18 protein-coding genes and 1 riboswitch are annotated in these 19,588 nt (G+C 68.0%); of the genes, 8 read left to right on the top strand and 10 right to left on the bottom strand.

From position 1 onward, the window contains the following. Positions 1-57: 57 nt before the first annotated feature. The 3 genes from OHA10_RS13105 to OHA10_RS13095 are packed head-to-tail and all read right to left on the bottom strand — an operon-like array spanning position 58 to position 3,878. Positions 58-1,404, bottom strand: a complete 1,347-nt coding sequence (locus tag OHA10_RS13105; protein WP_371406468.1) for a threonine/serine exporter ThrE family protein — start codon at positions 1,402-1,404, stop codon at positions 58-60. Then, positions 1,394-2,371, bottom strand: a complete 978-nt coding sequence (locus OHA10_RS13100; protein WP_371406467.1) for a sugar-binding transcriptional regulator — start codon at positions 2,369-2,371, stop codon at positions 1,394-1,396. Before OHA10_RS13100 ends, OHA10_RS13105 begins: the two co-directional genes overlap by 11 nt. A 31-nt stretch (positions 2,372-2,402) precedes the next feature. After that, positions 2,403-3,878: a DUF4038 domain-containing protein gene (locus tag OHA10_RS13095; protein ID WP_371406466.1), complete on the bottom strand. Its 1,476-nt coding sequence runs from the start codon at positions 3,876-3,878 to the stop codon at positions 2,403-2,405. 45 nt (positions 3,879-3,923) lie between these two features. Next, positions 3,924-4,057, top strand: a riboswitch (FMN riboswitch). Positions 4,058-4,143: 86 nt separating this feature from the next. On the opposite strand from OHA10_RS13095, the gene ribB reads away from it, so the two are divergent. Beyond that, a complete protein-coding gene (gene ribB, locus OHA10_RS13090; RefSeq protein ID WP_371406465.1) occupies positions 4,144-4,758 on the top strand; it encodes a 3,4-dihydroxy-2-butanone-4-phosphate synthase in 615 nt (204 codons plus the stop codon). On the opposite strand, the gene OHA10_RS13085 is transcribed toward ribB, so the two are convergent. The 7 genes from OHA10_RS13085 to OHA10_RS13055 all read right to left on the bottom strand — a co-directional run bounded on the left by OHA10_RS13085 (position 4,742) and on the right by OHA10_RS13055 (position 11,683). Beyond that, positions 4,742-5,710, bottom strand: coding sequence for a transketolase family protein (locus OHA10_RS13085; RefSeq protein ID WP_371406464.1), 969 nt, complete (start codon positions 5,708-5,710; stop codon positions 4,742-4,744). The two genes, ribB and OHA10_RS13085, sit on opposite strands and share 17 nt — an antisense overlap. Before the next feature lie 115 nt (positions 5,711-5,825). Then, positions 5,826-6,704: a transketolase gene (locus OHA10_RS13080; protein WP_371406463.1), complete on the bottom strand. Its 879-nt coding sequence runs from the start codon at positions 6,702-6,704 to the stop codon at positions 5,826-5,828. Beyond that, entirely contained in the window at positions 6,701-7,696 is a 996-nt protein-coding gene (locus OHA10_RS13075; protein WP_371406462.1) for a sugar phosphate isomerase/epimerase family protein, read from the bottom strand. Before OHA10_RS13075 ends, OHA10_RS13080 begins: the two co-directional genes overlap by 4 nt. A gap of 8 nt (positions 7,697-7,704) precedes the next feature. Then, on the bottom strand, positions 7,705-8,595 hold the full coding sequence (locus OHA10_RS13070; protein ID WP_371406461.1) for a carbohydrate ABC transporter permease: 891 nt from the start codon (positions 8,593-8,595) through the stop codon (positions 7,705-7,707). Beyond that, a complete protein-coding gene (locus OHA10_RS13065; RefSeq protein WP_371406460.1) occupies positions 8,595-9,494 on the bottom strand; it encodes a carbohydrate ABC transporter permease in 900 nt (299 codons plus the stop codon). The genes OHA10_RS13070 and OHA10_RS13065 overlap by 1 nt, the downstream gene beginning before the upstream one ends. A 3-nt stretch (positions 9,495-9,497) precedes the next feature. Continuing rightward, positions 9,498-10,793: an ABC transporter substrate-binding protein gene (locus tag OHA10_RS13060; protein ID WP_371406459.1), complete on the bottom strand. Its 1,296-nt coding sequence runs from the start codon at positions 10,791-10,793 to the stop codon at positions 9,498-9,500. Then, on the bottom strand, positions 10,790-11,683 hold the full coding sequence (locus OHA10_RS13055) for a nucleoside hydrolase (RefSeq protein ID WP_371406458.1): 894 nt from the start codon (positions 11,681-11,683) through the stop codon (positions 10,790-10,792). Before OHA10_RS13055 ends, OHA10_RS13060 begins: the two co-directional genes overlap by 4 nt. Before the next feature lie 117 nt (positions 11,684-11,800). On the opposite strand from OHA10_RS13055, the gene OHA10_RS13050 reads away from it, so the two are divergent. The 7 genes from OHA10_RS13050 (at position 11,801) to OHA10_RS13020 (ending at position 19,557) form a co-directional block, all read left to right on the top strand. Continuing rightward, complete coding sequence (locus OHA10_RS13050; RefSeq protein ID WP_371406457.1) at positions 11,801-13,207, top strand: FGGY family carbohydrate kinase; 1,407 nt, start codon at positions 11,801-11,803, stop codon at positions 13,205-13,207. A gap of 191 nt (positions 13,208-13,398) precedes the next feature. After that, complete coding sequence (locus OHA10_RS13045; protein ID WP_371406456.1) at positions 13,399-14,127, top strand: cupin domain-containing protein; 729 nt, start codon at positions 13,399-13,401, stop codon at positions 14,125-14,127. An 11-nt stretch (positions 14,128-14,138) separates the two neighbouring features. Further along, entirely contained in the window at positions 14,139-15,299 is a 1,161-nt protein-coding gene (locus OHA10_RS13040) for a Gfo/Idh/MocA family protein (protein WP_371406455.1), read from the top strand. Then, positions 15,299-16,447 carry a dihydrodipicolinate synthase family protein gene (locus OHA10_RS13035; RefSeq protein ID WP_371406454.1) on the top strand — a complete coding sequence of 383 codons (1,149 nt, stop codon included), beginning with the start codon at positions 15,299-15,301 and terminating at the stop codon, positions 16,445-16,447. The genes OHA10_RS13040 and OHA10_RS13035 overlap by 1 nt, the downstream gene beginning before the upstream one ends. Next, positions 16,444-17,259 carry a sugar phosphate isomerase/epimerase family protein gene (locus OHA10_RS13030; protein WP_371406453.1) on the top strand — a complete coding sequence of 272 codons (816 nt, stop codon included), beginning with the start codon at positions 16,444-16,446 and terminating at the stop codon, positions 17,257-17,259. Before OHA10_RS13035 ends, OHA10_RS13030 begins: the two co-directional genes overlap by 4 nt. Positions 17,260-17,279: 20 nt before the next feature. Next, positions 17,280-18,026 carry a sugar phosphate isomerase/epimerase family protein gene (locus OHA10_RS13025; protein WP_371406452.1) on the top strand — a complete coding sequence of 249 codons (747 nt, stop codon included), beginning with the start codon at positions 17,280-17,282 and terminating at the stop codon, positions 18,024-18,026. Between the two features lie 91 nt (positions 18,027-18,117). Continuing rightward, positions 18,118-19,557: a diguanylate cyclase domain-containing protein gene (locus tag OHA10_RS13020; protein ID WP_371406451.1), complete on the top strand. Its 1,440-nt coding sequence runs from the start codon at positions 18,118-18,120 to the stop codon at positions 19,555-19,557. The last annotated feature ends 31 nt before the right edge of the window (positions 19,558-19,588 follow it).

Genomic DNA, 19,588 nt, shown 5'->3' with positions numbered 1-19,588 from the left:
TAAATCACGTCAAGCGAGTAGCAGATCGAGGAGTTTTCGCCCCCGGTGCAAGGACGGCTAGCTACTGGTACGGCGTCGGCGGCGTGGTCGGGTCGTCCTCCGGCGGACGGGGCGGCGCGGGCCTACCAGGCGGGGACCCGCGAGCCTGTCTTCCAGTCGACGGGCCTCGCGGCGGATCGGCTGGGCGAGGTACTCGCCGAGGATCAGGCCGGACGCGAGCGCGACGCCGATGGCGACCGCGGTACCGAGGCTGACGATGCCGATCAGGTTGCCGAGACCCATCAGCTCGTAGAGGCCCTTGTAGATCGTGAGTCCCGGCAGCAGCGGGATCGATCCGGCGACAACCACGACCAGCGGCGGTACGCCGACGCGCCGGCCGATCGAGTAGCTGCCCAACCCGACGACACACGCCGCCGCGGCCGTGGACCACGCCGGCCCGAACGACGCCCGGATCATCAGCGTGAACACCAGCGATCCGAGCGCACCCATCACCGCGACCGGGAACAGCGCGCGGAGCGGGGCGTACGACGCGTAGGCGAACGCGACCGACATCACCGCACCGGAGACGACCATCACCGGCAGGTTCCCCAGCTGGATCGTCTCGGCCTCGATGCCGACGTGCAGGCCGAACTTCAGTCCCAGCGCGAGACCGAGCGAGACACCCGCGATGATCCCGCCGGTGAGCAGCATCGCTTCGAGACTTCGGGCCGCCGCGGTCACGTAGTACCCGGTGATCGCGTCCTGGACGGCACCGGTGAGCGCGATCCCGGCCAGCAGCATGATGATGCCTGCGGCAACTACCAGGGACGGTTTCACCGGCGCGTGGACGGCGTACAGGATCAGGGCGACCGCGGTCGCCACGAAGGCGCCGGCGACCTGTTGGTAGAACGCCGGCAGCCGTTGCCGGTTGAACCAGCGGTTGCTGACGTCGATCACGATTGCCGTGAGCACCGCCACCAACGTGATCAGCCAGCCGCCTCCGAGCAGCAGCGTTGCGCCACCCGCCATCACACCCCAGGCGAGTACAGCGCTCCACCGCGGGTACGGCGGGCCCGCCGACGTCAGCCGGGCCAGCTCGCGGGATGCGTCCTCGCGGGTCAGCTCACCGCGGGCGAACCGCCGTACCAGTTGGTCGACGTCGGTCAACCGGGAGAAGTCCTGGGACCGGTAACGGACCAGCCGGATGTGCGTCTCGGGGGCGACATCCGGCGCGGCCTGGTACGACACCGCCATCGAGGTGAACGTGATGTCGACCTCACACCCGCGCAGTCCGCCGGCCGCGGTGACACCGAGGATCGTCGCGGTCGCGTCCGCCGTACCGGCGCCGCTGGACAGCAGCACCTCACCGACCCGCAAGGCCAGGTCGATGGTGGCGTAGACCTCCCGCTGCTCGTCAGGCTCCATTGAGCAAACGATGGGCCATCGCGAGGTCGGTGATGAGGATGTTGACCCAGCCGCCGAGCATCGCGGCGCGGATCGCGGAGAACTTACGCTCACCGCCGGCCACCCCGATCCGCCGTGGCACCGCCAGCAGCTCCTTCGCGGTCACCCCGATGACGCGTTGGTCGAACGTCGAACGCACAAGCCTTCCTTCTTCGTCGAAGAACCGGAAACACACGTCCCCGACGGCACCGAGCCGGCGCAGCTCGTCCTGGTCGGCCTGCGCGACCGCGTTCCCACTGCGCTGCAGCAGCGGCGAGGGCTCGAGGCTGCCGATCCCGACCAGGGCGTCGGTGAGTTGTCCCCACGTGCCCAGAACGTCGCGAACCGACACGTCGTTCATCATCGCCCGGCGTACGGCGGGCGTGCCGACCAGACCGGGCGCGGGCAGGTAGACCGGCATCCCACCGGTCAGCTCGGCGAACCGCGCGGTCAGGCGGGTGGCCTGCATCTGCACCGCCGCGTCGCCGAGTCCGCCGACGATCTGGACGACCTTGTCCACCACCGGGACACTCTTGCGCGGCATCCGGTCGACGGCGCTGATCAGCGTCTCGCTCCAGGACGAGATCCCGACGACATGCCCGCCGGTGAGTGTCATGTCGAGGTACGCCGCCGCGCCGGAACCGAGCGCCGGCAGTACGTCGTCGCCCACGCCGAGCGTGTCGACGACCACCGCGTCGCGCAGCCCGTACCGGCCCTGCAGCTCGTCCTCGAGGTCGCTGTGCACGCCGCTGGGCATGGTCACCACGGTGTGCACGATGCCGACATCGACGGCCTGCTTGAGCATCCGCGACACCCGCGCCTGCGACAGGTTCAGCTCGGCGGCGATCTGCGGCTGGCGGATGCCCTTCTCGTGGTACATCCGCGCAACCTTCGCGAGCAGCCGCAGCTCGTCCAGCCCCGGCTGGCGCACTGCGCGGTTCGCGTTCACTCGACCCCCTCGAAACGTTCAGGAATACGGACTATAGGTCAGCCAGACAGAGGTACACGCGGGGCGCTCCACCGGCGTCGGGGATCGGGGCGTTCCACGCGTCCCGCTTGCCCGAGGCGACGATCGAGCCGTCGCGCGGATCGACGATCGTGTACGTCAGCGGGACCGTGTCGTCGAAGACCATCACCGGGCCGCCGTTCTCGCGGTAGACGATCAGCATCCCGTCCGCGCCGCTGAGCGCTCGCCCGGAGATGACCCGCGTCCAGTCCGGCACCATGTCGGTGGTCGGCAGTCCGGCCAGGATCTTCCCGAGCATGCCGACGTACGTCGAACCCTCGAAACCGACCGCCTCTCGCCAGCCGGCGCCCGGTGCCAGGAAGAACTCGGAGTGCCCCGGCTCCTCGGGATGCAGCCGCCACTGCCACAGGCTGCCGGCGCCGTAGACGACGCCCATCGTCCCGCCCGCGCAGAGATTGCTCCACGCTTCGTGGCCTTGCCACCAGCCCTCGGCGACACCGGTCCGGCCGGTGTGCTCGTACGTCGGTTCGCCGTTCGCGACTGCCTTGACCGGCTCATTGCGCCACATGTCCGCGACTCGTTCGGGCACGTGTTCGCCGGTGTGGCCGGTCTGGCACCACTGGAAGTCCAGCCAGTCGGCGTCCTGGTGAGCGTCGGCGCGGATGTGCGGGCGGTAGTGGATGCCGGTCGGCTGCCCGTAGCAGTCGACGGCGTGCACCTCGGCTCCACCCGCCGCAGTCTGCGGCTCGTCACCTGAGCCGTCTCCGCCGACCAGGTAAATGGCAGGTCTCGCTCCGTAGCGGGCAACGAGGTAGCGGCAGTACGCCGCGTACTCGTCCGGCGGGACGACCGTTCCCGCCACGTCCAGCCCCTTCCAGCCGAAGCCTTGGAAGACCGGTTGCAACACCGGAACCAGGCCGTGCTCGACGAGGATGTCGAGCAGCTCGTCGAGGTACTGGAAGTACTCGAGGTTGAACTGGTTGAGATGGCCGTCCGGCAGATCCTCGAAGCCGACACCGAAGCCTTCGTCCTGGGTGCGATCCCGCGGACCCACCGCCCGCATGTCCGGTTGGACCGACATCAGCAGCACAGCGTTGAAGCCCTTGGCCTGCCGGTCGGCGGCGTACTCACGCACCTGCTCAGGCGTGGCCCGCCACGGCAGCGCCCACGCGGTATCCGCAACCAGAATCGCCGGCGTCCCGTCGGCATGCACGAGGCTCCGCCCGCCGGGAGACATCTTCCAGAATCCGTGCCGGTAGAACGGGTTGAGCTCGTCCTCGCCCGCAGGTCGCACGTCGAACTCACCGCCGGCGGTGCCGCATATCCAGCGCCAACGGCCCGGCTCCGGCGGAGCGAAACGCACCTTGCCTTCCTCGTCGCCGTCCCGGAACGTCGGCCGCCGCAGCACGAGACCGCTCTCGTGCTCGAATTCGGCCCAGTCGCCGGTGGCCGGGAGTTCGACTTCCTGCCAGGTGGATGAGACGGACATGACACTCCTGGGGTGCTGGTTGCCGTTAAGCTGATGATGTAAGACACACGTGCTCTGGGGTCGGTGAAATTCCGAGCCGGCGGTGACAGTCCGCGACCCGTGACTTCGTGAGAAGGAGCGGTTGACCTGGTGGAACTCCAGGACCGACGGTGAAAGTCCGGATGGGAAGACGCACGTGGCAGCTGCACGTCCGCGCGGACCGGGGCGTGGGGTCTGTCGTTGCCCCCGGAGTGCTGTCGACAGCACTGCCGAGAGGACACCGACCGTGAACACCATCACCAGCCTCGACACCATCGAACGCGCCGTGGCCGAGATCGCCGCCGGACGGCCGGTCGTGGTCGTCGACGACGAGGACCGCGAGAACGAGGGCGACCTGACCTTCGCCGCGAGTCTCGCCACCCCCGAGCTGATGGCTCTGCTCGTCCGTCACACCAGTGGGTACGTCTGCGCGCCCGCGGCGCCCGAGCTCCTGGACCGACTCGAGCTCCCGCTGATGGTCCCCAACAACCAGGACAGCCTGCGGACGGCGTACACGATCTCCGTGGACGCGGCGACCGGCGTCGGCACCGGCATCTCCGCGGCCGACCGGGCCCGGACCGTCCGCGTACTGGCCGACCCGACGGCCCAGCCCGCGGACCTGATCCGGCCCGGTCACATCCTCCCGCTGCGCGCGGTCGACGGCGGAGTAAGGCAGCGCCCCGGTCACACCGAAGCCACCGTCGAGCTCGTCCGCCTGGCCGGCCTGTCCCCGGTCGGCGTGATCGGCGAACTCATGAACGACGACGGCACGCTGATGACCGGCACGGATCTCCGCGCATTCGCCGACGCTCATGACTTCGCGATGATCTCGATCGCCGACCTGGTCACTTACCTGTCGTGACGAGTTTGCGGGCCGCGTCGGCGATGCCGTCGGGGGACAGTCCGTACCGGTCCAGCAGGTAACCGGCCGACCCCGTGGGCGCGAACTCGGGGAACCCGAGGATCGACACCCGCGCCGGATGATGCTGTACGACGGTCTCCGCGACCGCACCACCGAGACCACCGCCGTTCACGGCCTCCTCGGCGGTCACGATGCCGGCCGTCTCCCGCGCGGCCGCGACCACGGCATCGACGTCCAGCGGCTTCACCGTCGGCATCGACAGCACCCGCGCCGAGATCCCTTCCTCGGCCAGCTGTTCAGCCGCGGCCAGCGCCCGCCACAGCACGGTCCCGTTGCTGATCACCGTCACGTCGTTGCCGTCCCGGACCGTGATCGCCTGACCGAGGTGGAACTCGTAGTCCTCCGGGTACACCTTCGGCACGCTCATCCGGCTGACCCGGATGAACACCGGTCCCTCCGACGCCGCCGCCCAGCGCAGCGCGGCCGCGGTCTCGATCGGATCGGCCGGCACGATCACGGTCATGTTGGCGATCGCCCGCAACCACGCGATGTCTTCGACCGAGTGGTGCGTCGGCCCGAGCTCGCCGTACGCGACGCCCGGGCTCATGCCGCAGAGCTTCACGTTGGTGTTCGAGTACGCGACGTCGGCCTTGATCTGCTCGAGGGCGCGACCGGTGAGGAAGCAGGACGCCGCCGAGACGAACGGGATCCGGCCGCCGTTGGCCAGCCCGGACGCGACGCCGACCATGTCCTGCTCGGCGATCCCGACATTGATCAGCCGGTCCGGGAACGCCTTGCGGAAGCTGTTCAGTTTGCTGGAGCCGACCGAGTCGTTGACCACGCCAACGATCCGGTGATCGGCCTCGGCGAGTTGCGCCAGCGTCTCGACGTACGCGTCCCGGCAGTCGTACCGCGGCTGGTCGGCGATCGAGGGCGTGTGGACGACGGTCATGGGGCCTCCCGGCCTGGACTGAGGAGCGGAGGGAGCGAAGCGACCGGAGCGACGAGGGAAGGCCGGGAGTTACAGCCCCATGACCCGCCGCGCCGGAGGCGTGGCATCAGCAGAGTCATGCCAGCTCCTTCAGGGCCTGCGCGAACTCGGCGTCGTCGGGGACACGGTGGTGCCAGGCGACGTTGTTGCTCATGAACGAGATCGGGTGGCCCTTGTGCGTGTGGGCGATCACGAACGTCGGCTTGCCCGGCCGGAACGGTACGGCGGACAGCACGTCGAGCAGCTCGCCGTGATCGTGACCGTTGACCTCCACCACCGCGAACCCGAACGCGGCCGCCTTCTCCGGCAACGGGTCGAGGTCGTTGGTCTCTTTGGTGGTCGCGCCCTGCTGCAGCCGGTTCCGGTCGACGATCACGGTCAGCCGGTCGAGCTGGTACTGCGAGGCCGCCATCATCGCCTCCCAGTTCGAACCCTCCTGCAACTCACCGTCCCCGACGAGCACATACGTACGGCGCATCGAGACGTCGAGCTTGGCCGAGAGCGCATGCCCGACCGCGACCGGCAGACCGTGCCCGAGAGGTCCGGTGTTCGCCTCGACGCCGGCGACCTTCGTCCGGTTCGGGTGGCCGTTCAGCGCGGACAACGGCTTGAGGAACGTCGCGAGCTCCTCGACCGGCAGGAACCCGAACGCCGCGAGCGTGGTGTAGAGCGCGCCCGCGACGTGTCCCTTGCTGAGGATGAACCGGTCCCGCTCGGCGTCGTTCACCGTCGCGGGCGAGATGTCGAGCACGGCGCCGTACAGCGTGGCCAGGATGTCGATCGCGGAGAAGTCGCCACCGATGTGGCCGGCTCCGGCGTAGTGGACCAGCTTGAGGTCCTGGATCCGGATCTGCTTCGCCGCCTCGGCGATGTGCGCGATCTGCTCGGTCCGGCTGCTGTGCGCCGGCAGCCGGCCGAGCACCGGCATGGTGGTGTGTTCGATGGTCAGCGTCATGCGATCTCTGCCATCGAACTCAGCAGCACCTTCTGGACCAGCTTCTGAGCGGCCAGGGCGTCGTGGGAGGCCTGGGCAGCGGCGAGCGCGTCGTCGTCGAGTACGTCGAGCGCGTGGTGCACCGCCTTCAGGAAGGTGATCGCGTGCTTCGCGGCCTGCACGCTGTCCTCGCGGAACGGGAACTGGTCCAGCTGCCAGACGCCCTCCCAGTTGTTCTTCCGCAGCGTGTGGAAGAACTCGAACGTCTCGACCAGGTGCACCGAGCCGACGACCATGTCGTCGTCCCAGCCCTTCATGTTGTCGTTGACGTCGATCGCGAAGAGCCGGTTGTAGTCGATCGCCAACTGCGCCGCGTCGGCCGGCGTCTCCTGGCCGTACAGCGAGTGGCCGAAGTCGAGCAGGATGCCCAGGTTGGGCAGGCCGATCTTCTCGATCCCGAGCAGCGTCCGGGCGACGTTCGGGAAGATGATCTTCACCCGTGGCTCACGGGGCTTGTACTCGATCACGAAGTTGATGTCCGGGTGCGCCGACACCAGCTCCTTCAGGCCGTCCAGGGCGAGGTTCCAGATGTCGTGGTAGTCGACCTGGAACGGGTAGTCCCACCCGTCCTGGCCCGGCCAGAGCTTCACGTACGAGCAGCCGAGGTCCTTCGCCAGCTCGGTTGCCTGGTGCAACAGTTCCATCGCCTGCTTGCGGACGCCCGGGTCCGGGTTCGTGAACGAGCCCTTGACGAAGTCGCGGGTGTAGATCTCCGGGGTGATCGCGATCGCCTTGAGGTTGTTGCGCTGCAGCGCGGCCTTCACCTCGTCGAGCGTCCCGTCGTACCCGGCGAACGGCCAGTTCAGGTCGACCACGGACAGGTCGCCGACCGCGCCGGCGCGGTCGATCTGCTCGAGCAGGGTGACGGGATCGCCGTACCCGTCCGTCGCGTAGCGGTCCTTGTACGTCGCGAAGTGCCAGATGCCTGCACCGAAAACGGGCAGATCAGTCATATTCGTTCCTAACCTTTGAGTGAGCCTGCGGTCAGACCGCCGACGATCCAGCGCTGGAGCAGGGTGTAGGCGATCAGGATCGGGACCACGGCGATCAGGATGCCCGCCGCGAGCCCGGTGTTGTTGTTGGCGAACTGGCCCTGGAAGTTCAGCAGCCCGACCGGGATCGTCTTGTGCGCGTCGGAGTTCAGCAGGATCAGCGCGAACAGGAACTCGTTCCAGGTCGCGACCGCGTCCAGGATCGCCACCGTCACCAGCGCGGGCACCGACAGCGGCAGGATCATCGTGAAGAACACCCGCCAGTCGCCCGCGCCGTCGACCTTCGCCGCCTCGATGATCTCGTCGGGGATCTGCCGGAAGAACGACTGCAGCACCAGCACCTCGAACGGGATGCCGAAGGCCAGGTACGGCCCGATCAGCCCGAAGATGCTGTCGGTCGCGCCGAGCGAACGCATCATGATGAAGACCGGCACGATCGTGATGTAGATCGGGATTGTCAGCCCGAGGAACACCGTGAACATCACCGTCCGCCGGAACCTCATCCGCAGCTTGGCCAGTGCGAACCCGAGCATCGCGGAGAACAGCACGCCGAGCGGCACCTTGATCGCGGCCAGGATCGCACTGTTCTTGTACGTCGTGGCGAAGTTGCCGATGTCCCAGGCGTCCTTGAAATTGCTCCATGTGAGCTGGTCCGGCCAGGACAGCGGCCCGTTGCCGATGAAGTCCGCCAACGGGCGTACCGCGGTGATCACCAGGAGGGCGAGCGGGGAGATCCAGAAGAGCGCGATGACGACGAGGACGAAGGTCATCACCAGCCCGCGGCGTCCCTTGGGCCCAGGACTGGTGGACTGGGTGGTGTCGACCGGGAGGTCGACCGGTGCCGGCGCTGTGATGGTCATCAGGCCTCCTTCGTCTGCGAGCGGACGTACGGGATGCCTACCGCTATCGCGACCAGCGTGATCACGACGGCGATCGCGGTGCCGTAGCCGGCCTGGTAGTACTGGAAGACGTTGAAGTACATCCACGTTCCCATCACCTGCGTCGACGTACCGGGACCGCCGTACGTCATCGCGTAGATCATGTCGAAGACCTTGAACGAGTCGATCAGCGACAACGCCAGCACGATGTAGTGCGCGGGCCGCAGGCTCGGCATCGTCACGTGCCAGAACTGTTGCCACTTGGTCGCGCCGTCGACGGTCGCGGCCTCGTAGAGCTCGTTCGGGATACCTTGCAGTGCGGCCAGGTACAGCAGCATCGGGAAGCCGGTCCGCAACCAGATCGCCGGGATCATCACGGCCCACAGCGCGGTGGAGTCCTGCCCGAGCCACGGCTGCGCCAGCCCGTCCAGCCCGATCAGGCGCAGGAACGAGTTGATCGCACCGTACTGCGGGTTGTAGAGCCAGCCCCAGATGCTCGCGATCGACACCAGCGGGAGGACCGCGGGCGTGTAGAAGATCAGCCGCAGGATCGGCTTCCCGTGCACCTTGCCGTTCAGCGCGATCGCCAGCAGCAGACCGATGACGGTCGGCACCGCGATCGTGACGACGGTCCAGATCAAATTGTTCCGGACCGCGGTGATCACGACCGGGTCGTGCGGCAGCTTGAAGTAGTTGTCCAGGCCAACGAACTTGTACGTCGCGCTCAGCCCGTCCCAGTTGGTCAGGCTGAACCACAGTGACGACACCGCCGGGTACACCAGGAACGCGACGTACACCACGAGTGCGGGCAGGGCGAACAACCACGGGGACCACCGGCCGCCGCGTTTGGGCTGCTTGGCGACAGCGACTGTCGTTGCCATCGGCTAGCTCTTCGCCCAGGCCGAGACGATTTCCTGCATCTTCTTCGCCGCCGCGTCCGGCTTGACCGAGCCCTGCAGCAGGTCGCTCTGCACGCTGAAGTACTGGTCGGCCTGCTTCTTCGGGAACGCCTGGTCCTGGATCGTGTAGAACGGGTTGTTCCCGTACTTCTGCGACCACTCCGCGGCCAGCGGCAGCGTCTTCGGGTCCGGCTCGGCGCCCTTGACGGTCGAGGCGGTGATGTTCATCGCCTTCTGGGTGGCGGGCTGGACGATGAAGTCGATCAGCGCCGCGGCCTTGTCGGCGTTCCCGCTCTTGGCGTTGATCATGTAGCCCTCGACGAAGCCCGAGTGCCGGGCCGGCGACTTGTCGGTCGGCAGCTCGAAGTTGCCGAACGCGGACGAGCTCTTCTTCGCCGCCAGGATCGCCGCCGCCTCGGTCCACGGTCCGGTGATCGTGTATGCGGTCTTGCCCTGGACGTACCACGGCTCGACATCGGCCGGGTCGAGCGCGAGCGCACCCTGCGGTAGCCACTTCTTGTCCTGCCACTTCTTGAACAGCGTGAACGCCTCGACCACCTCGGGCCGGTCCCAGCTCTCGGCGCCGGTCAGCAGTTTGTCGTGCAGGTCGGGACCGGCGGTGTGCTCGAGCAGGTACTCGAACAGTCGCATGATGTCCCAGCCGTACTTACCCCCGAGCCCGCACGGCGTGACACCGACAGCCACCAGTTTGTCGTTCACGCTCTCGAGCTCGGCGTACGTCGTGGGCGGTGCGCTGACACCGGCCTTGGCGAACAGCGACTTGTTGTACCAGGCACCGATGCCGAGCGAGAGGAACGGTACGCCGGACTTCACGCCGTCGAACGTCATCCCGCTGATCGCGGTCGTGTTGATCTTCGAGTCCCAGCCGTACTTGTCGTAGTACTTGCTCAGATCCAGTGACTGCTTGGCCTTCGCGAACGGGCTGCCGATCTGACCGCCCCAGATCCGCCAGACGTCCGGCCCCTTGCCTCCGAGCAGCTCGGTCCGCAGCTTGTCCGGGTACACGGCCGCGCCCGAACCGGGCAGGCTGTCGACGGTGGTCGTCGTACCGTTCTGCTCGTCGAACTTCTTGATCTGGGCCTTGAGCAGGCCGATCGTCGAGTCGTCCTCGTAGGTGAACAGGCGCAGGTTGTTCGACGCCCCCTGGGTGGCTCCCCCGCCCGTCGAAGTACCTCCGCCGGTGCAGGCGGACAGACCGGCACCGAGTGCGGCGGCGGACGTGAGACCGAGGAAACCCCGGCGGGTGTACGACGTGGTCATGAGGTGCTCCTTTGACGGGCAAAGCGGCGGATCTTGGCGAACATGTCCTCGAGCAGGAAGCGGACGTCGACCTGCTCGCAGACCTGGATGGGGTTGTCGGTGCCGGGCAGGTACCAGCCGTCGACACCGAAACGCGGCGCCGGACGGGTCCGGAAGTTGCCGCTGTGCGGGTAGAGCATGAGCGAGATCGCGGGCGAGTCTCCGAGTGAGCGGGACTCGATCGGCTCGCCGTGGTACGTCGCGTTCCACTCGACCAGCTGCTCGATCAGGTACTTGCCGAGCGGGCCGGCGTCGCCGATCTTCTCCTCGAGCTCCGCGTAGCTGACCGAGACCTTCGTGTAGACGTCGCTGGTGACCTGCCAGACGGTGATCCCGGAGCCGAACACGACGTTCGCGGCGTGGATGTCGTTCGACAGGTTGAACTCCATCCGGTGGTCGGCCGCGTAGCCGTTGTAGCCGCGGCCGCCGATCCAGACCACGATCACGTCCCGGTGCACGATCTCGGGATCGAGCAGGATCGCCGAGGCCATATCGGTCAGCGGGCCGAGGAACGACACGAACAGCGGGTCGCCCTTCGAGGCGAGCTTCGACTCCTCGATGATCAGCTGCGCGCCGGGCGAGTCGAGCGGGGTCTGCTCGTCCGGGATGCCGGTCGTCGCACCGTTCGCGACCGGGACCTTGCCGGTCAGGTCGAGCAGATCCAGCAGCAGGTCGATCTCCTCGCGGGACTCCTCCATGCTCCGATCGGACCGGTGGGTGCCGAAGTGGGCGGGAATCAGACCGCGGATGTCGAAGGTCGGCGACAACAGCCCGTGCACGATCGCGAACTGGTCATCGGCCTCGTTCTTGGCATCGGTGTTGATGATCACCCGGCGTCTACTCGGCTTCACACGCGCTCCTCGGACCTCGTTTGTGAATAGATATTCAGTAGTGCATAGCCTGTCGCCATGAGTGTCACCACGCGGCTAGAGTCACGTCAAGAGTTCAGTTGAAACTTGGAGGGCGGGATGGTCCAGGCGGTGCTCGCGATCGACCAGGGCACGACCAACTCCAAGGCTGTGCTGGTAGACGTCGACGCCCGGGTGCTCGGGACCGGCTCCGCCCCCGTCGCGCTGTCGACTCCGCGCCCGGGCTGGGTCGAGCAGGACGCCGAGGATCTCTGGCAAAGCGTGCTGCGGGCAACCTCCACCTGCCTCGCGACCGCATCCGTGGGGGTCGAGGTCGTGGGGATCGCCTTGTCCACGCAGCGTGAATCGGTGGTCGGCTGGAGCCGGTCGGGCGAACCGGTCGGCCCGGTCCTCGGCTGGCAGGACGTGCGCACCGCCGAGTGGTGCGCACGCCTCCCCGCCACGATCGACCAACTCGTACGGCGGACCGGCCTTCGCGTGGACGCGATGTTCTCGGCGCCGAAGATGCGCTGGCTCCTCGATCGCTCGGACGCGCTCGTCGGCACGGTCGACTCCTGGCTGATCCACAAGCTGACTGGTTGCCGTGAGCATCTGACCGAGGCCGGGAACGCCTCGCGGACCTTGCTCTTCGACGTTGTCCAGTTGGACTGGTCACCGGCTTTGCTCGACGCGTTCGGCGTACCCCGGTCGGCGCTGCCCGACGTACGACGGTCCGACGCGGGCTTCGGCGTGACCGCCGGCGTGCCGGATCTGCCGGACGGGATCCCGATCATCGCCGTCCTCGCGGATTCGCACGCGGCGATGTACGGGCAAGGCTGCACGCAGACCGGGATGGTGAAGGCGACGTACGGAACCGGGTCGTCGGTGATGACGCCGGTGGAGGACTTCGTCGAAACCGGCTGCACGCTGGCCTGGTTGACGGACCGCCCGGTCTACGCACTCGAAGGAAACATCGTGTCGTCAGGCGCAGCGCTCGCGTGGACGGCGGACCTGCTCGGCCTACCCGACGTCGGCTCCCTCGTAAGCCTGGCCGAAACCGTGCCGTCGGCCGAAGGCGTCGTACTTGTACCCGCGTTTGCCGGCCTGGGCGCGCCCCATTGGGACCGCCAGGCCCGCGCGGCGCTGACCGGGATGAACAGCTCGACCACCCGGGCAGAGATCGCCCGGGCCGCCGTCGACGCCGTCGCCCATCAGATCTGCGACATCGCCGACACGATCCCGGGTGCGGTGAAGAGTCTGCGCGCCGACGGCGGCGCGACCGTGTCCGGGCTCCTGATGCAGACCCAGGCGGATCTCCTCGGCCGCCCGGTCGAGGCTGCCGACGTACCGGAGGTTTCCGCCCTGGGTGCCGCCGAGCTGGCGTGGAAGACCTTGGGTGCGACGACCGGGTGGGCCGCGGGGCGGTCGTACAGAACGTTCGAGCCCAGGCTCGATGCCGCCGCGCGGTCCGAGCTGCGGGACCGGTGGGCCGGAGCGGTCGCATCCGTTCGGGGCCAGAGGGCCTGATCCCGCAGATCGCCAGCCCGGGCCGGCACGAGTAGGCGCGCTGCCTACGCGGACGGGCTCGGCGTATCTGCCTGTGACCGGGTGTGGTGGAGATCGCTTTCCGTGACAGGTTGACTCGGTCGGAGCGCCCACCTATGGTTACGGACACAGGCTGCGGAAAGCCCTTTCCCAGGCTCAGGAGGGAGGCGTGCATGTGTGAGTTCGAGAGCGGACCGGCCATGGCGCTGCCGGGTGGGGTCGGGATCTCGAAGCTGACGGTGTACGACGCCGAGGCCAGCGACGGCCTGGTCGGCGGTACGCCGCATGTGCACCTGGCCTGCTCCGAGGGGTACTACGTGCTCGCCGGCGACGGCGCCGTACACACGCTGTCGACGAAGGGGCACACCGAGACGCCGTTGCGGGCCGGCGCCGTGGTCTGGTTCAGCCCGGGCACGATCCACCGGCTCGTGAACCGCGGCGGACTCCAGATCCTCGCCCTCATGTCGAACTCCGGTCTCCCCGAGGCCGGTGACGCGGTGATGACACTGCCGCCGGAGTACCTCGCCGATCGCGAGACATATCTCAAGGCGACTGCGCTCACCGACGAGGCGCGGACACAGTCCGCGATGGCGCGGCGAGACCTCGCAGTACAGGGCTACGCCGTACTGCGGGAGCGCTGCGAGTCGGAGGGACCGTCTGCGCTGGACGAGTTCTACGCGGCTGCGATCCGGCTCGTGCAACCGCAGCTCGCGGACTGGCGGAAGCGCTGGGAGCAGGGCGCGCGCCGCCTCGCCGACGAGACCGGGGCCGCGCTCGACGCGCTGGAGGCCGGCACCGCGCCGCACCTGGAGTCAGCCGAGCTGCACCAACTTCCTGCACCTACTGAGTCCGGCCTGCACGGCATGTGCGGCCGCCTCGACGTTTATGACACTCGAGCGTGAGAGGTACGACTGTGAACGAGCGACGCATCGGCATCGTGATGAACGGCGTCACCGGCCGGATGGGCCTGCGCCAGCACCTCGAGCGTTCCATCGTGGCGATCCGCGAGCAGGGCGGACTGCCCGCCGCGGACGGCACGATGATCATCCCCGAGCCGATCCTGGTCGGGCGCAACGAGTTGAAGCTGCGCCGGATCGCGGAGCAGTACGGGCTGGAGCGGTGGACCACCGACCTGGCCGAGGCGCTGGCCCAGCCGGACGTCGAGATCTACTTCGACTCCCAGCTCACCCAGCTGCGTGAGAAGGGCGTCCGCGCCGCGGTCGAGGCCGGCAAGGCGATCTACTGCGAGAAGCCGATCGCCGAGAGCCTGGAGGCGGCGGTCGACCTCGCCCGTACGGTGCTCGACTCGGGCCTGAAGAACGGCGTTGTGATGGACAAGCTGTCGCTGCCCGGTCTGCGGAAGCTGAAGCGGTTGGTCGACGGCGGGTTCTTCGGCCGGATCCTGTCGGTGCGCGGCGAGTTCGGCTACTGGGTCTTCGAGGGCGACTGGCAGGAGGCACAGCGGCCGTCGTGGAACTACAAGTCCGAAGAGGGCGGCGGCATCATCCTCGACATGTTCTGCCACTGGCGGTACGTGCTCGACCAGACGTTCGGGCCGGTCAAGTCCGTGTACTGCCAGGGCGCGACGCATATCCCGACGCGGGTCGACGAGCAGGGCGACAAGTACGCGGCGACCGCGGACGACGCGGCGTACGGCGTGTTCGAACTCGAAGGCGGGATCGTCGCGCAGATGAACTCGTCGTGGGCAACGCGGGTGTTCCGGGACGAGCTGGTCGAATTTCACGTGGACGGGACCGAGGGGTCCGCGGTCGCCGGGCTGCGGCGGTGCCGGGCACAACACCGGTCGGCGACGCCGAAGCCGGTGTGGAACCCGGACCTGCCGGCCACGGAGAAGTTCCGTGAACAGTGGGCCGAGGTCCCGGACAACGAGCCGTTCGACAACGGCTTCAAGGTCCAGTGGGAGATGTTCCTGCACCACGTCGTCGACGACACCCCGTTCACCTGGGACTTCGTCGAGGCCGCCAAGGGCGTGCAGCTGGCCGAGCTGGGCCTCCAGTCGTGGCACGAGGGCCGAAAGCTAGCGGTGCCCAAGCTCGACCTCGAGGTCAAGTGATGGAGCTGAAACTTCCCGTTCCCGGCGGGCTGGAGACCTATCGGCTGATCGGACAGCCGGTTGCTCAGGGCACCTGTTCTCCGGCGCGGTCGCGGGTTGCGTTTGCGGCGGCTCATGTGGTGGCGGATCCGTTGGGGAACAACTCGCCGGGGGCTCCTGCGGTGGTGGATTGGGAGCATACGCTGGAGTTCCGGCGGTATTTGTGGTCGTTGGGGTTGTCGGTGGCCGAGGCTATGGATACGGCTCAGCGTGGGATGGGGTTGGACTGGACGGCTACGCAGGAGCTGATTCGGCGGTCGGCGACTGAGGCGCCGGACGGCCGGATCGCGGTCGGGGCTGGGACGGATCAGCTTGCTTCGGGCAAGCATTCGCTGGAAGACGTGATCGCCGCCTACGAAGAGCAGTTCGCGGTGGCGGAGGCGGCCGGAGCGCAGCCGATCATGATGGCCAGTCGGGCCTTGTGCGCGGCAGCAGAATCCCCCGACGACTACCGCAAGGTGTACGACCGCCTGCTCACCCAGTCGACCCGACCAGTCATCCTCCACTGGCTCGGCCCCATGTTCGACCCTGCCCTGGAAGGTTACTGGGGCAGCGAATCGTTCGAGTCCGCCATGGCGTTCGTCGTCGACCTGATCAACGACCACGTCGAGAAGGTCGACGGCATCAAGATCTCGTTGCTCGACGCATCGTATGAAGTTGCCCTGCGCAACCGTCTGCCGGAAGGCGTGCGCCTCTACACCGGAGACGACTTCAACTATCCCGAGCTGATCCGCGGCGACGAGAACAGACACAGCGACGCCCTCCTCGGGATCTTCGCCGCAATCGCTCCCGCCGCCGCGGCCGCGCTGAAGGCCCTGGACTCCGGCGACCTGGCGGGCTACGACCGGGTCTTCGCCCCGACCGTCCCGCTGGCGAGGCAGATCTTCTCCGCGCCCACCTACTACTACAAGACCGGAATCGCCTTCCTGGCGTGGCTCAACGGCCACCAGCCCGGCTTCACGATGGTCGGCGGGCTGCAGACGGGACGCTCGCTGCCGCATCTGGCCGACACGTTCCGCCTGGCCGACCAGGCCGGCGTACTCACCGATCCTGAGCTCGCCGTCGACCGCTTCCGACAACTGTTGCGCGTGAACGGTGTCGACGCATGAATCGCTACAGCCTCAACCAGGCAACCACGAAGTACTGGCCGCTCGAGAACGTCGTCGCCGCGAGCGCGGCCGTCGGCCTGGAATGGATCGGCCTGTGGCGCGAGCCCATCCAGGAGTACGGCGTCGACAAGGCCGCGAAGCTGGTCGCCGACGCCGGGCTGAAGGTTTCATCCCTCTGCCGCAGCGGCTTCTTCACCTCGACCGACCCGGCCGAGCGCAAGGCGAAGATCGAGGACAACCGTCGCGCGATCGACGAGGCAGCGACGATCGGCACGTCGGTCCTTGTCCTCGTCAGCGGCGGTCTGCCCGCGGGTTCACGTGATCTCGACGGTGCGCGCGCGATGGTGCGAGACGGCCTGGCCGAGCTTGCGCCGTACGCCGAGGAACGTGGCGTGAAGCTCGCCGTCGAGGCGTTGCACCCGATGTTCTGCTCGGACCGCTGCGTCGTGTCGTCGCTCGGCGGCGCGCTCGACCTGGCCGAGCAGTTCCCGGCCTCGCAGGTCGGCGTGATCGTGGACGCGTACCACTTGTGGTGGGACGCGGACGTGTACCGGCAGATCGAGCGGGCCGGTGAGCGGATCCTGTCGTACCAGGTCAGCGACTGGGTGGTCCCGCTGCCCGAGGACACGCTGCTCGGGCGCGGCATGATGGGCGACGGTTCGATCGAGCTGCGCCGGCTGCGCGAGGCCTGCGACGCGGCGGGGTACGACGGGCCGGTCGAGGTCGAGATCTTCAACCAGCAACTGTGGGACGCGCCTGGCCAGGAGGTCTTCGACCTGGCGCTGGCGCGGTACAAGGAACACGTCATCTAGTTGATCGAGGAGCTGTCTGTATGACTATTCCCGCCGGTGGTATCGGGATGCACCTCTACACGATGCGGGACGTCCTGGCCGAGGACTACCCGGGGACGCTGAAGCGCCTCGCCGGGATCGGCTACCAGACGGTCGGGGTGAGCGGCCGGTTCGACCACAGTGCCGAGGAGATCCGGTCGTACGCCGACGACGCCGGGCTGAAGATCGTGCTCGAGCACGTCGGGTACAAGCGGATGGCCGACGACTGGGCGGGCGCGCTCGCCGATGTGCAGACGCTCGGCGCGCAGTGGGCCGTCGTACCGTCGATCCCGTCCGAGCAGCACTCGATCGAGGGCTTCAAGGCTGCTGCGGCGGCGTTCACCGAGGCCGGGAAGGCCGCGCGCGACGCCGGGCTGAAGCTGCTGTTCCACAACCACGGGCGCGACTTCGACGAGGTCGACGGGCAGGTGCTGTACGACATCCTGCTGGGCGTGGATCCGGAGCTGCTCGGCTTCGAGCTGGACCTGTACTGGGCGGTGGACGGCGGGCATGACCCGGCGAAGCTGTTCCAGGAGCACCCCGGCCGGTTCCCCGCGCTGCACGTCAAGGACATGGCCGAGGACGGTTCGTGGGAGGACGTCGGCGCCGGGAAGCTGGACTTCGGCGCGATGTTCGAGCACGCCCAGGCGGGCGGCGTCGAGCAGTGGCTGGTCGAGCACGACAAGCCCACCGACGCCTGGAAGTCGGCCGAACGCAGCTACCGCGGCCTGACCGAAATCCGGTACTGAGCATCTCTCAGACCTGTGAGAACCAACGCTTAACCGGATCAATTCTGATTACGTCTGCTCACGGGTGGTGAGATCGGCCTATTCTCGACGGGTGCAGAACGATCCAACGGTGCGGCTGACCGCCGTCCGTCGCCTGTACGAGGTGAGCGCCCGGATGGGCGCTGGGCGAAGCCTGGCCGAAACCCTGCAGGCTGTCGTCGACGGCGTCGTGAACGGGCTCGGGTTCGGGATCGCCGTACTGAACCTGCGGCACGCGGACGGGAAGTTCGAGGTGATCGCGGTCGCAGGCTCACCCGAGGCGCGCGAGGCGCTGCTCGGGCGGGTCAGCGCGCCGGACATCTTCGACACCGAGTTCGCGATCGCGGACGCGTGGGGAAAGCTCCGGTTCGTGCCGCACGAGCGGCTGCCCGAGGGCGAGGTGGTCGGGTGGGTGCCCGACGTACCCGTGTCCGACGACCCGGGCGCGTGGCACCCACTCGATGCGCTGTTCGCGCCGCTGTACTCGCCCGACGGCGAGCTGGTCGGAATGCTCTCGGTCGACCTGCCCGAGGACCAGCGGCGGCCCGGGCCGGTCCACCGGGAGCTGCTGGAGATCTTCGCCACCCAGGCCGGCGTGGCGATCGACAAGGCCCGGCTGGCCGACCAGCTGCTCGCCGAGAAGACCCGGCTGGAGGCGAGCGAGGCGACGTTCCGCCTGGTCTTCGAGGGCGCCGGCAACGGCATGGCGACGGTCGGCTTCGACGGACCGGAGCGCGGCCGGATCCTCCGCGTGAACGACGCCTTCTGCCGGATCACCGGGTACGTCGCCAACGATCTGCTCGGGGCGCGGCTGGCTCAGTTCCTCCGCGACGAGGAGCCGGGGTCGACCCGCGCGGATCTCGAAGATGTTGCCGCTGGCAACGGAACGTACCGTTTCGAACGGGTCTTCACGCAGCCCAGCGGAAACGCGATCTGGCTCGGCGGTACGGCGGCCATCGTCGAACAGGGCGCCGATCGGCCACGGATCCTGCTGATCCAGATCGACGACGTGACCGCCCGCAAAGATGCCGAACGCGAACTGCGCCATCACGCCGCGCACGATCCGCTCACCGGCCTGCCGAACCGGCGGTTGCTGCAGCACCGGTTCACGAAGGTGCTGGAGCGGACGCGTGCGACAGGACGTCCGGGCGCCTTGCTCTTCTGCGACCTGAACCACTTCAAACTCGTCAACGACGGCTACGGCCACGAGGCCGGCGACCGCGCGCTCCGAGAGATCGCCAACCGGTTGACCACGGCCGTCCGCCACGGCGACACCGTCGCCCGCCTCGGCGGCGACGAGTTCGCCGTACTGGCCGAGGACATCTCCGGCGACGACCTCACCACCCTCATCACCCGCCTCGAGTCCGCCGTCAGCCGCCCCCTCCCCAACATCGCGGTAGAGGTCACCACCAGCGTCGGCACAGTCCCCATCACCCCCACCACCACCGACCTAGACACCCTCCTCCACGAGGCCGACCAGGCCATGTACGTCGCAAAGAACCGCCGCCCGTAGCCAGGAGACTGTGGTCCGCCCCACGCGGGGC

Source organism: Kribbella sp. NBC_00662 (genome assembly GCF_041430295.1).
Lineage (GTDB): Bacteria > Actinomycetota > Actinomycetes > Propionibacteriales > Kribbellaceae > Kribbella.
The sequence above is the reverse complement of the archived record's forward strand: the minus strand, read 5'-3'. Positions and strand labels throughout refer to the sequence as shown.